Origin of the sequence: Lacisediminihabitans sp. (assembly GCF_036569425.1) — a bacterium.
GTDB lineage: Bacteria > Actinomycetota > Actinomycetes > Actinomycetales > Microbacteriaceae > Lacisediminihabitans.
The window spans coordinates 15,138-27,974 of sequence record NZ_DATCQQ010000080.1 but is presented as its reverse complement, the minus strand read 5'-3'; the positions used below and the strand labels follow the sequence as shown (position 1 = coordinate 27,974).

The 12,837-nt window shown below is 69.1% G+C and carries 15 protein-coding genes and 1 pseudogene; 9 read left to right on the top strand and 7 right to left on the bottom strand.

Annotation, left to right across the window (positions count from 1 at the left end):
- Positions 1–238 (bottom strand): annotated as a pseudogene (locus VIM54_RS14150) (PadR family transcriptional regulator); the annotation flags it as partial.
- Between the two features lie 77 nt (positions 239–315).
- Between VIM54_RS14150 and dapB the strand changes: the two are divergent.
- Together dapB and VIM54_RS14140 are read left to right on the top strand one after the other, a co-directional pair.
- Positions 316–1,146 (top strand): 4-hydroxy-tetrahydrodipicolinate reductase, encoded by an 831-nt coding sequence (gene dapB, locus VIM54_RS14145; protein ID WP_331902273.1) that lies wholly within the window; start codon positions 316–318, stop codon positions 1,144–1,146.
- Positions 1,143–1,586 (top strand): hypothetical protein, encoded by a 444-nt coding sequence (locus VIM54_RS14140; RefSeq protein WP_331902271.1) that lies wholly within the window; start codon positions 1,143–1,145, stop codon positions 1,584–1,586. Before dapB ends, VIM54_RS14140 begins: the two co-directional genes overlap by 4 nt.
- Here the strand turns inward: VIM54_RS14140 and VIM54_RS14135 are convergent.
- The 4 genes from VIM54_RS14135 to VIM54_RS14120 form a co-directional block, all read right to left on the bottom strand.
- Complete coding sequence (locus VIM54_RS14135; RefSeq protein WP_331902269.1) at positions 1,561–2,517, bottom strand: TIGR01777 family oxidoreductase; 957 nt, start codon at positions 2,515–2,517, stop codon at positions 1,561–1,563. The genes VIM54_RS14140 and VIM54_RS14135 overlap by 26 nt on opposite strands.
- Positions 2,517–2,942, bottom strand: coding sequence for an OsmC family peroxiredoxin (locus VIM54_RS14130; protein ID WP_331902267.1), 426 nt, complete (start codon positions 2,940–2,942; stop codon positions 2,517–2,519). Before VIM54_RS14130 ends, VIM54_RS14135 begins: the two co-directional genes overlap by 1 nt.
- Positions 2,943–3,086: 144 nt before the next feature.
- Complete coding sequence (locus VIM54_RS14125; RefSeq protein ID WP_331902265.1) at positions 3,087–3,632, bottom strand: DUF4395 domain-containing protein; 546 nt, start codon at positions 3,630–3,632, stop codon at positions 3,087–3,089.
- Between the two features lie 34 nt (positions 3,633–3,666).
- Entirely contained in the window at positions 3,667–4,101 is a 435-nt protein-coding gene (locus VIM54_RS14120) for a thioredoxin family protein (protein ID WP_331902263.1), read from the bottom strand.
- Positions 4,102–4,209: 108 nt separating this feature from the next.
- Here VIM54_RS14120 and thyX point away from each other — a divergent pair, with 108 nt between their 5' ends.
- A complete protein-coding gene (thyX, locus tag VIM54_RS14115; protein WP_414673229.1) occupies positions 4,210–4,962 on the top strand; it encodes an FAD-dependent thymidylate synthase in 753 nt (250 codons plus the stop codon).
- On the opposite strand, the gene VIM54_RS14110 is transcribed toward thyX, so the two are convergent.
- Both VIM54_RS14110 and VIM54_RS14105 read right to left on the bottom strand, forming a co-directional pair.
- The gene (locus tag VIM54_RS14110) at positions 4,934–5,323 is read right to left on the bottom strand and encodes a sodium-independent anion transporter (RefSeq protein ID WP_331902260.1); all 390 of its coding nucleotides are present in this window, start codon (positions 5,321–5,323) and stop codon (positions 4,934–4,936) included. The two genes, thyX and VIM54_RS14110, sit on opposite strands and share 29 nt — an antisense overlap.
- Complete coding sequence (locus VIM54_RS14105; protein WP_331902259.1) at positions 5,227–6,120, bottom strand: SulP family inorganic anion transporter; 894 nt, start codon at positions 6,118–6,120, stop codon at positions 5,227–5,229. The genes VIM54_RS14110 and VIM54_RS14105 overlap by 97 nt, the downstream gene beginning before the upstream one ends.
- Before the next feature lie 462 nt (positions 6,121–6,582).
- On the opposite strand from VIM54_RS14105, the gene VIM54_RS14100 reads away from it, so the two are divergent.
- The 6 genes from VIM54_RS14100 (at position 6,583) to VIM54_RS14075 (ending at position 12,824) form a co-directional block, all read left to right on the top strand.
- Positions 6,583–7,041: a hypothetical protein gene (locus VIM54_RS14100; protein WP_331902258.1), complete on the top strand. Its 459-nt coding sequence runs from the start codon at positions 6,583–6,585 to the stop codon at positions 7,039–7,041.
- A gap of 3 nt (positions 7,042–7,044) precedes the next feature.
- The gene (dapA, locus tag VIM54_RS14095; protein WP_331902256.1) at positions 7,045–8,022 is read left to right on the top strand and encodes a 4-hydroxy-tetrahydrodipicolinate synthase; all 978 of its coding nucleotides are present in this window, start codon (positions 7,045–7,047) and stop codon (positions 8,020–8,022) included.
- Positions 8,023–8,093: 71 nt separating this feature from the next.
- Positions 8,094–9,770, top strand: coding sequence for a ribonuclease J (locus VIM54_RS14090; RefSeq protein WP_331902254.1), 1,677 nt, complete (start codon positions 8,094–8,096; stop codon positions 9,768–9,770).
- Between the two features lie 101 nt (positions 9,771–9,871).
- On the top strand, positions 9,872–10,870 hold the full coding sequence (locus VIM54_RS14085) for a hypothetical protein (protein ID WP_331902252.1): 999 nt from the start codon (positions 9,872–9,874) through the stop codon (positions 10,868–10,870).
- Positions 10,867–11,592: an ABC transporter ATP-binding protein gene (locus tag VIM54_RS14080; protein WP_331902250.1), complete on the top strand. Its 726-nt coding sequence runs from the start codon at positions 10,867–10,869 to the stop codon at positions 11,590–11,592. The genes VIM54_RS14085 and VIM54_RS14080 overlap by 4 nt, the downstream gene beginning before the upstream one ends.
- Positions 11,589–12,824 carry an ABC transporter permease gene (locus tag VIM54_RS14075; RefSeq protein ID WP_331902248.1) on the top strand — a complete coding sequence of 412 codons (1,236 nt, stop codon included), beginning with the start codon at positions 11,589–11,591 and terminating at the stop codon, positions 12,822–12,824. The genes VIM54_RS14080 and VIM54_RS14075 overlap by 4 nt, the downstream gene beginning before the upstream one ends.
- Positions 12,825–12,837 lie beyond the last annotated feature (13 nt).

Sequence of the window (12,837 nt, the reverse complement as noted above, 5' to 3'; positions counted from 1 at the left end):
CCCCCGCCGCGATCTCGCGGATCCCGCCGCAGCCGACATCCGCCGGGAGCCCGGAGTCGTCGAGGTCTTCGACCACGAGGAACACTCCCCGGGGCGGCACGAACTGCTCCGCCGTGGGGAACACCGTGCGATAGGCCCCTGGGCCACCGGGGAAATCGGTGGCGCGGGCCTCGAAATACTCCGCGAGCAGCCGGTGCGCCGACTCGTCGTCGACGGACTCTTCGCGCCAGGACACCATGCCTCCAGCCTAGGCCGGGCGACGGGTGCCGCCGGCGAGCGGAGAGGATGCCTCGGCCGGGTTGGTAGATTTGCCCCATGACAATCAGGGTCGCCGTTGTCGGCGCAACGGGCAGGATGGGCCGGCTCGTGTGCCGGCTGATCGAAGAATCGGCCGACCTCGAGCTCGCCGCTCAAATCGGTACGACGGGGGACCTTGCCGAACTCCTCTCCGCGGACATCGCCGTCGACGTGACCCTTCCCGCGGTGAGCGAGAGGATCGTGGGCTTCGCGGTGGAGAACGGCGTGAGCATCCTGGTGGGGACGAGCGGCTGGTCGAGCCAGCGCATCGCCGCCCTCGAGACGAAGGTGGCGGAGCAGAACCGCTCGGGGATCGACCGGGTGGGCGTCATCATCGTGCCCAACTTCTCCATCGGGTCGGTGCTCGCCACCTCGTTCGCGGCGATGGCGGCCCGCTTCTACGACTCCGTCGAGATCATCGAGACCCATCACGCCTCCAAGGTCGACTCGCCGTCCGGCACGGCCGTGCGCACGGCGGAGCTCATCGGCGCCGCCCGCTCGGCTCTCGGGCCGGTCATCGCGCCGCACGCCGACCAGCGCGCCCGCGGGCAGCAGGTGGCGAGTGTGCCGATCCACAGCCTTCGGATGCAGGGGGTCGTGGCCAGGCAGGACGTCATCTTCGGCGGCCGGGGCGAGACGCTCACCCTCAGCCACGAGACCCTCGACCCGTCGTCGTACGAGGCCGGGATACTGCTGGCGCTGAGTGCGCTCCCCGGCACGGAGGGCGTTATCGTGGGGCTCGACCGGCTCATCGACCTCGCGCGGGTCGAGGCAGAGGCCGTCGCCCCAGTGCAGACGGAAGGCGTGCAGCCGGAAGGCGTGCAGCCGGAAGGCGTGCAGCCGGAATGAGGGGTCGCATCGCGGCGATCGTGATGGCGGCACTGCTCGTGCTGTACCTGATCGTGGTGACGCAGCTCGCCATCCGACTCATCGCCGTCGACAACGGCGTGTCGAAGGCGCTCGGCGTGGCGCTCATCGTGCTTCCCCTGATCGGCGCCTGGGCCCTCGTGGCCGAACTCCTCTTCGGCATCCGCAGCGAGCGACTCGTGCGGCGACTGCGGGACGCGGGGGAGCTGCCCGTCGACACCCTGCCGAAGCTCACGAGCGGTCGACCCGTGCAGAGCGCGGCCGACGCCGAATTCCCGCGCTACAAGGCCGAGGTCGAGGCCGACCCGGGCAGCTGGCAGGCGTGGTTCCGGCTCGGGCTCGCCTACGACGCGAGCGGCGACCGGCGCCGTGCGCGGCAGGCGATCCGCCGCGCGATCACTCTCGAGCGTTCGGCCGGCTGAGCAGGGCGTCGATCGCCTCTTCGGCCGTGCGGTGACGGAACTCGAATCCGTCGGCGAGAAGCTTCTCGGGAATCACGTTCTGGCTGCTGAGCAGCAGCTCGTGCGCGGCATCCCGCAGAACGGTCTCGAGCACCCTGGTCGGCGCGACGAAGGAGTACCAGCGGTGCAGCCGCCGGGCCACGTAGCTCGTGATGCGGTCGGAGGTGGCCGGCGTCGGCCCGACGAGGTTGACCGGGCCGCTTAGCTTCGAGGTGAGCAGGTGACGGATCGCGGCCGCCTCGTCGTAGAGGCTGATCCACGGCCAGATGTCGCCGCCGGTGCCGAATCGCGATCCGAGGCCGACCTTGGTGAGGGCGAGGATCGGAGCCATCGACCCGCCGTTACCGAGCACGAGTCCCGTGCGGAAGGTCACGAGGCGGGTCTTCGCCGGCCGGATCTGGGCGGCCGCCTCCCACGCCTCGACCACGTCGGCCAGGAAGCCTTCGCCCCGCCGCGACTGCTCGGTGAGCCGCTCACCCGGTCGGTCCCCGTAGATGCCGACGGCGGAGGCGCTGAGGAACACCGCCGGGGGCTTCGACGCCATCGTCATCGCCTCGGCGAGGGCCTTCGTGGTCTGCAGGCGGGAGTCGAGGATCTCCTTGCGGTAGCCGGCCGTCCAGGGCAGCCGGCCGAGCGGGGCGCCGGAGAGGTTGACCACAGCATCCACCGAGTCGATGAGACCGGAGTCGAGGATTCCCGCGCTCGGCGCCCAGTTGATCTCGTTCTCGGCGCGAGGCTGCCGTCGCACGAGCACGCGCACGTCGTGGCCGTCTGCCAGCAGCTGGGTGGTCAGCTCGCGGCCGATGAATCCGGACGCACCGGAGACGAGTACCTTCAGCGAACGCTTGTCGCGGAGTCGACGGGGAACGGCGGGACGCTCGGATGCAGGCACTATGCGAGAGTAGCTTCCAGCGTTATCGGGATGCCGGATAACGCGCGCGAAACCGGGCAGTTGGCCTTCGCCTCGTCGGCGATGCGCTCGAAGTCCGCCTCGCTGATGCCGTGCACGCGCGCACTCACCAGCAGGTGGCTGCCGGTGATGCCCGTGCCGGGCGCGAAGGTCACCGCCGCGGTCACCTGCAGGTCCTGGGGCGGCGTGCCGAAGGTCGCGAGCGCGCCGGCGAGCGCCATCGAGAAGCACGCCGAGTGGGCGGCGCCCAACAGCTCCTCCGGGTTGGTCATGCCGGCGACACCCTCCGAGCGGGCGGCCCAGCTCACCGCCAACCGTGCGGCCCCCGACGAATCGAGGGTCGTGGTGCCGGAGCCCGACGTCAGGTCGCCGACCCACAACGTTGTCGCTTCACTGGTCACAGCCATGATGCCTCCTCCATTGGAGACTCCAGACTATGCCAGGCGCTCGTGCGGGGCCCGGGCTCGTCAGGCCGCCCTCGTCAGGCTGCCCTCGTCAGGCTGCCCTCGTCAGGCCGCCCTCGTCAGACTGCCCTCGTCAGACTGCCCTCGTCAGACTGCGGAGGGCCTGGACTTGATGAGTCCGCTGCGCAGCAGTAGCAGGTAGATCTGGCAGCCGAAGCAGTAGTCGAACACGGAGTTGAGGAACGCGGCGACGAAGGCGAAGGCGGCGAAGATCACGAGTCCGAAAGGCACGCCGGCGAGGTGCAGCACCACGCCGACGAGGGTGACGAACAGGCCGACGCCCTGCGAAAAGGTGGGCGGCGCCGGGTCTTCGAGGTGGCCGGGCGCAGCGAGCCGTGGACGAACGAGCTTCTTGAAGAGCCAGCCGTACGGATGCCGCTGCACGCCGGCGAGTGCGCCCCAGGCGAAGAGCGCGGTGATGATGGCGAAGAGGATGAAGGCCGGCTCGCTCGCGCGCGCGACGACGGTCGCCGGGGGACTCGCCGCCGAACCGAGCCCGAGACCGATCGCCACGAGCAACAACACGGCGGTGATGCCCGCGCTGAAACGCGGGCCGCGAGGGTCGATACCGGCCCGGCCCGGCGTGGCGACCAGGCCGCGCTTGGAGGGTGGCAGCGTCGGGTGGGCGGTCATGTCGTCTCTTTCGTCGCGGGTCGGCGGTGACTGGTCAGCTGGCGGCGAGGATCCGGTCGAGTTCCGCCCGCACCTCGCCCGGGCGCGGTGCGCCGCCGATTCGGGAGCGCACGACACCCTTCGCGTCCAGAATGAAGGTGGTGGGCGACTGCAGCAGGTTGAACCGGTTGGCGATGTCCGGCCGGTGCGTCACGTCCACATCCACGTGTCGAACGGGGGCAAGCTCGGCCGCGAGAGATCCGAGCAGCGTTCTGGTGGTCTTGCAGGGGGCGCAGACCTCGGTGGAGAACTGCAGCAGGGTGGCTCCGCTGCCGGCCACGGCATCCGCGGACAGCTCGGAGACCGCGATCACGGTGTCGGCCGATGAGACGGCACGGGCACGCCCGGTCGAGGCGCGCCAGGCCAGCCCGGCGGCGGTGGCAACGGCCACGAGACCGAGCAACGTTCCAGCGATCGCGAGGGGGTTCATCGTGTTCGCAACAATATTCGCTGCGGGGTGCCGGCGCAGCACTGTGACGCCCCGTTACGCGGAGTGGCGGAGTGGGCGATGTCTGTGGCCTTCGCTAGAGTGAAAACCGTGCCAAATGACATTGAGTTCCGCTCCGACATCACCGTCGAGCTCGTCCGCGCAAGTGCCCATGACTCCGACGTGCTCTTCGCGGCTCGCGTCTCCACCCAGGGGGAGCAGACCCTCGAGGCGGCCCAGGCGTCCGAGGACAACAAGGCGGGGGACGGTGAGGCGGGGGACAAGCGCGCCCGCGGGCTCATCAACTACCTCATGCGCGACCGTCACGGGTCGCCATTCGAGCACAACTCGATGACCTTCTACGTGCAGGCGCCGATCTTCGTGTTCCGCGAGTTCATGCGCCACCGCATCGCCTCCTACAACGAGGAATCTGGCCGCTATCGCGAGCTCAACCCGACTTTTTACGTTCCGAACGCCGACCGCAATCTCGTCCAGGTCGGCAAGCCGGGCGCCTACGAGTTCCTGCCTGGCTCCACCGAGCAGATCTCGCTCGTCGATCACGAGACGAGGGCGCAGAGCGTCTCCGCGTTCCAGTCGTACCAGCGGATGCTGGATGCCGGCGTGGCACGGGAGGTCGCACGGATCGTGCTGCCGCTCAACATCTATTCCTCGATGTACGTGACCCTCAACGCGCGCTCGCTCATGAATTTCCTCTCGCTCCGCACCAAGAGGGAGGGCACGACCTTCCCCTCCTTCCCGCAGCGCGAGATCGAGATGGCCGCGGAGAAGATGGAAGACTTCTTCGCCGAGCTCATGCCGCTCACCTACGCCGCGTTCAACGGCAACGGACGGGTCGCGCCCTAGCCGTACGTCTAGCCGTTGACCGAGTGCTTCGCGGGCATGAGCCCGCGGGGATCGCCGACGGGGTATCGGCGAAGATCCGACCGGACTCCCTGAGGTGCCTGCCCACGTCGAGCGCGTCGAGAACCGTCTTGTGCCCCGGGCGCACACCGGAGACGAGAACGGCGATCCCGCGGTGTTCGAGCCGACGGATGGCGTCACTCAGCACCGAGGCGCCGCCGGTCGCGTCGATCGTGCTCACGCGGGACATCCTCAGGATCACCACCGTCAGGTCCGCGACCTCGGTGAGTTCGAGCAGGAAGCGGGGCGCCGCGCCGAAGAACAGCGGGCCATCGAGCCGGTAGGCGACGATGTGCTCGTCCATGAGGGCGCGTTCCTCCGCGCTGCGCTCACCGTCGAGCGGCATCTCGGCGTCGAGCGCCTGCTTCTGAACCCGCGCGGATCGGGCCACTGCCCGCAGCGCGAGCACTCCGGCCGCTGCGAGCCCGAGGCGACGGCGGTGACGAGGTCGAGGGCCACGGTCACTCCGAGAGTCAACAGCAGCACGGCGGCATCCGCCCTCGTCGATCGCAGAAGGGCGCTGATCGAGCTCACCTCGATCATGTGAACCGTCGTGGCGAGGAGCACGCCCGCCGGGGCGGCGAGCGGGATGCCCCCGACCAGCGGAGAGGCCACCGGGACGATCGCGGCGAGCACGAGCGAATGCGTGATCGAGGCGACCCGCGAGCGCGCCCCCGCCCGCACGTTGAACGCGGTGCGGGCGATCGCCGCCGTCGCCGGCACCCCGCCGAAGAGGGGAACCACGATGTTGGCGACGCCCTGGCCGAAGAGCTCACGATCCGGGTCGTGCCGTTCGCCGACGCTCATCGCGTCCGCGACGGTCGCGCAGAGCGGGCTCTCGAGGGCGGCCAGGGCGGCCAGGGCGGCCAGGGCGTCGACGACGAAGGCGGAGGGGAGCAGGTCGCCGACGCGGGAGACATCGAAGAAGGCGAGGGTCGGTGCCGGGAAGCCGGCCGGAAGCGCACCGATCATCGGCAGCGAGAGGCCGGCGAGCTGGGCGGTGACCGTCGCGATGATCACGGCGGCGAGGGAGGACGGCAGCACGGACTTCCACCGCGCTCCGAGCAGGATCGCCCACGACAGCAGTGCTGCCCGCGACACCAGTGCCGCCCGCGACACCAGTGCCGCCCGCGACACCAGTACGGCCGCCCTCGGTCCAGGCCTGGCTCACCCGACAGACTCCAGTTCTGCAGGACGCTCTCGACAGGACAGATTGTGCACGACAGGTTGTGAAGGACAGGTTGTGCAGGACGTGCCATCGCCCTGGCGGCTCCCGTCCCCGAGGACGCGTCGCAGAGGGGCCAGTGGACGCCTCTCGCTCCCGAAGGTCTTCACTCGGCACGCCTTCCCCTTCACCTCGCGTCTTGCCCGTGCGGGAGGTGTCCTGCAGGCCGCGTCCTGCAGAACTGGAGTCTGTGGAGCGGGCGCCCACACGGCGGCCATCCTGCAGATCGCGAACCGGTGTCGGCACAACGCGTCCCGCACAGCCGGTGTCTGGAGCCGGCCGCCCACAGATGTGGTCCGGGGCGTCCTCACCGCCGGGGCGTCATCCACACTCTGCTCATGCGCCGAGTTCAAACAATCATCCGGGAGCTGGGCGGAATCGCCAGACTGAGCGAGCTGGGCAGCCACGGCTATTCGCCCGAAATCATCGGGCTGCTTGTCGACTACGGGCGCATCATCCGCGTGCGCAAGGGCTGGTACGCCAACACGGATTCCGACGATGCGCTGATCCGAGCCTGGCGGGTGGGCGGCAGGCTCGCCTGCGTCAGCGCGCTCGCCCACCACGGGCTCGGCGAGCCCGACCCTCTGGCTCTCCACGTGAGTGTGCCGAGGACGGCGTCACGGCTGCGGACAGCGCACAACCACCGGGAACGGCTGGCCGAGCATCCGGACCCCGCCATCATCGTGCACTGGACTCGCAGGCCCGTCCCCGGCGACCGAAGCGCCGTGGACGTGGAGTTCGCGCGCGAGCAGGCAGCAGGATGCGGCTCATCGGGGGCGGCGCACGATACCCTGTAGTACGTGTCTACGTCATCAAATCCGTTCGGCCAGGTTCTCGTCGCCCTCGTGACACCCTTCACCGCTGACGGTGAGGTCGACTGGGCTGGCGTCGAGAAGCACATCGACGACGTCATCACCGCGGGGGCGGACGGCATCGTCGTCACCGGCACCACGGGCGAGACATCCACCCTCACCGACCCGGAGAAACTCAAGCTCGTCGAGGTGGGCAAGTCCGTGGCCAACGGCCGAGCAAAGATCATCACCGGCGGAGGGTCGAACGAGACCGCCCACGCGATCGAGCTATACAAGCACAGCGAGAAGGCCGGCGCTGACGCCGTCATGATCGTCACCCCCTACTACAACAAGCCGACACAGGCCGGCGTGCTCACGCACTTCCGCATGATCGCCGACGCCACCGACCTGCCGGTGATTCTCTACGACATCCCGGGGCGCACCGGAATCCCGATCAAGTACGAGACGATCCTGCGGGCGGCGCAGCATCCGAACATCCGCGCCATCAAGGATGCCAAGGGCGACTTCAGCGAGGTCAGCCGGGTGCTCAACCAGACCGACCTGCTCTACTTCTCGGGCGATGACGCGAACGTGCTGCCGCACCTGTCGATCGGCGCGACCGGCCTCATCGGTGTCACCGCCAACATCGCCGCGGCGCCCTACCGCGTGATCGTGGACGCGGTGAACGCCGGCGACCTCGCCACGGCGACGGCCGCCCACCGGCAGCTCGAGCCGCTCGTTCGCGCCGTGATGACGCACGTGCCAGGCACCGTCGCCGCGAAGTACATCCTGCACGGGCTCGGGCGCATCGCGAGTCCGCGGGTGCGCCTGCCCCTCGTCGGCCCCGAGGACTTCGAGGCGGCCCAGATCGAAGACGAGCTGGCCATCGTGGGGGAGATCCCCGGGGTCGACCTGAGCAACTTCCGACCCGATCGCAATGCGGCGGCGGGCGGCGCCCTGCCCAAGGTCGCCGGGACGACCCGATAACCAACGAACTTTAACCGGGGGCTAGAGACCCCACACAACCGGCCACACCGGCCACACACCAAATGGATTCCATGAACTCACCTGTCTTCGACCCACGCCCACTCGCTCCGGGAACGCTCCGCGTCATCCCGATCGGCGGCCTCGGCGAAATCGGTCGCAACATGACCTCGTTCGAAATCGACGGCAAGATCCTCATCGTCGACTGCGGCGTTCTCTTCCCGGAAGAGAACCAGCCGGGCGTCGACCTGATCCTGCCCGATTTCAGCCCCATCAAGGACCGCCTGGACGACGTGATCGGCGTCGTGCTCACGCACGGCCACGAAGACCACATCGGGGCGGTGCCGTACCTGCTGAGGCTCCGCCAGGACATCCCGCTGATCGGCTCGACCCTCACGCTCGCCCTCGTCGAGGCGAAGCTCAAGGAGCACCGCATCAACCCGTACACGCTCACGGTGCGCGAGGGCCAGCACGAGAAGCTCGGCCCGTTCGACCTCGAGTTCATCGCCGTCAACCACTCGATTCCGGATGCCCTCGCCGTCGCCATCAAGACGAGCGCCGGCGTCGTGCTGCACACCGGCGACTTCAAGATGGACCAGCTGCCACTCGACGACCGGATCACCGACCTGCGCGCCTTCGCGCGACTCGGCGAGATCGGCGTCGACCTGTTCCTGCCGGACTCCACGAACGCCGACGTACCGGGGTTCACCGCCCCGGAGCGCGACATCGGGCCCGTGCTCGAGTCGGTGATCTCCAAGGCGCCGCGCCGGGTGATTGTCGCGAGCTTCTCGAGCCACGTGCACCGCGTGCAGCAGGTGCTGGATGCCGCGCACGCCAACGGCCGCCGCGTCGCCTTCATGGGGCGCTCCATGGTGCGCAACATGACGATCGCGGCCGACCTCGGCTACCTCAAGGTGCCGGCCGGCGTGCTCATCGACGCCAAGAAGGCCGCAGACCTGCCGGACAACAAGATCGTCTACATGTCGACCGGCTCGCAGGGCGAGCCGATGGCCGTGCTCGCGCGCATGGCCAACCTCGAGCACCAGATCGAGGTGGGCAAGGGCGACACCGTCATTCTCGCGTCGAGCCTCATCCCGGGCAACGAGAACGCGGTCTACCGCGTGATCAACGGCCTCACCAAGCTCGGCGCGAACGTCGTGCACAAGGGCAACGCGAAGGTGCACGTCTCCGGGCACGCCTCTGCCGGCGAGCTGCTCTACGTCTACAACATCCTGCGCCCGAAGAACGTGCTCCCCGTGCACGGCGAGTACCGCCACCTGGTGGCCAACCAGCGCCTGGCGATGGACACCGGCATCCCCGAGACCAACACGATCATCGGTGAGGACGGCACGGTGATCGACCTCAAGGACGGCGTCGCCGAAGTGGTCGGGCTGCTCGACCTCGGCTACGTGTACGTCGACGGCTCCACGGTCGGCGAAATCACGGATGCCGACCTCAAGGACCGCCGGATCCTCGCCGAGGAGGGTTTCGTCTCGATCTTCGTGGCGATAGACGCCCAGACCGGTCGGGTCATCGTCGGGCCGGAGATCCAGGCGCGCGGCTTCGCCGAGGACGAGGCGGTGTTCGACGCGGTCAAGCCGCTCATCATCCGCGCCCTCACCGACGCAGCGGAGAACGGCACGCGCGACACGCACGCGTTCAGCCAGGTGATCCGCCGAACGGTGGGCCGCTGGGTGAACTCGTCCCACCGACGTCGTCCGATGATCGTGCCTGTCGTGATCGAGGCGTAGCGCCCCGGTGGGCGTGCGGCATCATCCGCGAGGATGATGTTTGCTCATGATAACTCCGCTAGGGTGGCCGAAGGTCGTGGTCACCAAAGTCGGGGGTTGTCGTGGGCGTTGCGCGCAAGTGGGTCTTTCCGATCATCCGGATGGTGATCTTCGCGGCCATCGCCATCGCGCTCGTCAAGGTCGCGTTCTTCGCCGGGGCGACCCAATCGGTGGACCCGACGATGCCGACCGGCCACATCGTGGAGCCGCAGAGCACCGTCGCCACGGGCACCATCACGAACGACGTGACGCTCAAGGGCGCGATTTCGGCGGATGCCGCGGTGCCAATCAAGGCGACCCTCGCCGGCGAGGTAAAGAAGGTGCTCGTGACCCAGGGCCAGGCGGTAGACGCGAAGACCGCGATCCTCACCATTCGCTCGGAGACGGCGTCGGCCGACGGCACTCCCGTGGTCAAGACCGTCACCGTGCTGGCGGGCTCGACAGGCACGCTGTCGTCGTTCCCGGTGATCGTCGGCCAGGTCGTCGCCGTCGGCGACGCGGTTGGCCAGGTCGCGCCGCCATCGTTCAGCGTCACGGGAACGCTCTCGCCCGAGCAGCAGTACCGCCTGCTCAACCAGCCGACCGAGGCCACGGTCGCCGTCACGGGCGGCCCCGCGCCGTTCACGTGCACCGGACTGACGATTTCCACGGCCGTCGCCGGCGCGCCGGCAGACCCGAACGGCGACGCGTCGGGCGGAAGCCCGGCCAGCGGAACCACGGTGCGCTGCGCGGTGCCGGCGGAGGTGAAGGTCTTCGGCGGCCTCTCCGCCGAGCTCACGATCTCCGGCGGGGTCGCGGACAAGGTGCTCATCGTGCCGCTGACCGCCGTCGAGGGCAGTGCGGGCACCGGAACCGTCTATATGCAGAAGGGCGACGGATCCACCGAGAAGCACGCTGTGGGCCTGGGCCTCACCGACGGCAGCAACGTGGAGATCACGACCGGTCTCAAGGCCGGCGACAAGGTCCTGCAGTTCGTGCCGGGTGCCGTCGCGGTGCCGGACGCCAACGGCTGCGTGACGACACCCGACGGCGGCACCATCTGCCAGAGCTCGTCGCGATGAGCCTGCTGCGCCTCGAGGGGGTGACCCGCTCGGTGCTGCTGCCGGACGAGGGCATCCTCGAGATCCTCAGGGGCGTCGATCTCGCGGTGGACGTCGGCGACCACGTGTCCATCGTCGGCCGGAGCGGATCGGGCAAGTCGACTCTCCTCAACCTGCTCGGCCTCCTCGACACCCCGACGGCCGGGAGCATCTTCTTCGACGATCGCCTCACGAGTTCGTTCTCGGCCAATGAGCGGGATCGATCCCGCGGCGCGGACATCGGCTTCATCTTCCAGCAGTTCAACCTGCTCGGCGGACGGACCGCGCTCGAGAATGTGATGACGCCGCTGCTCTACGCGACGGGACGGATGTTCTGGCGGCGCAGGCAGGTCGCGATGGAGATGCTCGACAGGGTGGGCCTCGCCTCGCGGGCCCAATCGATCCCAGAGAAGCTCTCCGGCGGGGAACAGCAGCGAGTGGCGATCGCCCGGGCGCTCGTGCGGGGCCCGCGCCTGATCCTCGCCGACGAGCCGACCGGTGCCCTCGACATCGAGACCGGGGTCAGCGTGATGGGCCTCCTCGACGACGTCGCGGAGAGCTCGGGCGCCGCCCTCATCACGATCACTCACGACGCCAACGTCGCCGCGCTCGCCAGACGGCACTACCGCCTCGATCGGGGAGTGCTCACCCCGGTGGACGTCGGCCGGGTGCTCGCCCTCGCCGCGCCCGAGGTCACGTTGTGAGCGCGCGCAACTCCCGGCAGTCGTTGGTCGCGGCGATCGCCGGCGCGTTCAGCGAGGCGTGGGCGGAGGTGCGCATCCATCGCACCCGCGTGCTCCTGAGCCTCATCGGGGTCGCGGTGGCGGTGACCGCGATCACGTCGGTGGTCGGACTCGGGAGCGTCGCTGAGCAGTCCCTGCGCGAATCGAACGAGCGCAACAGCGGACGTCCGGCCAGCCTTCAGGCCTACGTCAACTCGCAGGACGGATCGCCCATCGACTCCGGCGCCGTTGCGGCGGCGTTCCAGACCACGATGGACCGCTACGGCATCGAGTATCACTCCCGTCGCACAGACGGGAGCCTGCGCATCCAGTTCACGAACGGCGCGGCGGACGTGAGCGCGACGGCAATCGACGTGCCGTTCGGCACGATGCACCGGGTGTCGATCGACCACGGGTCGTGGTTCGCCGACTCGGACGGCACGAGACTGGCCCCGGCGATAGTGGCGAACGGCACATTCTGGAGGCAACTCGGCTCTCCCGACCTGCGTACCCATCCCACCGCATCCGTGCTCGGTCAGCACCCGACGACGGCTGTCATCATCGGCGTGACCAGGTCGGCGCCCCGCGACCCGCCGACGATGTACATTCTCGCCGACGCGTATGAGGCCGTGGCCGACCCGGCCGTGCAGCAGGGGCCGATGCCCAGCTTCGAGGCCTGGGTGCCGCCCGCTATCTCGACGGAGCTGATCCCCCTTCTCAAACGTGACCTCGTCGGCGTGGTGCCCGCGGGCACCACGGTCGAGGTCAACCGCAACGACTACGCGGCGTACGGCGGCGACGACCCCCTGCTTCCGTTCAAGATCATCGTGGGCGGTGTCGCCGGGCTCGTGCTCTTCCTCGGCGCGCTCGGGCTCGTCAACATCTCCCTCGTGACCGTTCGCCAGCGCATCCGCGAGATCGGCATCCGGCGCAGCTTCGGGGCGACGGCCGGCCGTGTGTTCTTCGCCGTCATGATGGAGAGCGTCGTTGCGACGGTCGCGGCGGGGGTGGTCGGCGTCGCCGCCGCCATCGCGATCGTGGAGAACCCCTGGCTGCAGTCCAAGATCTCCCAGGGGGTCGTCGACCTCCCGCCATTCCCGATCGAGGCCGCGATCATCGGCCTCATCGCGGCTACCGCCGTCGGCGCCCTCGCCGGGCTCCTGCCCGCGATCGTGGCCGTGCGCGTGAAGGTGATCGACGCGATCCGGTACTGACACGCGCCCGGCG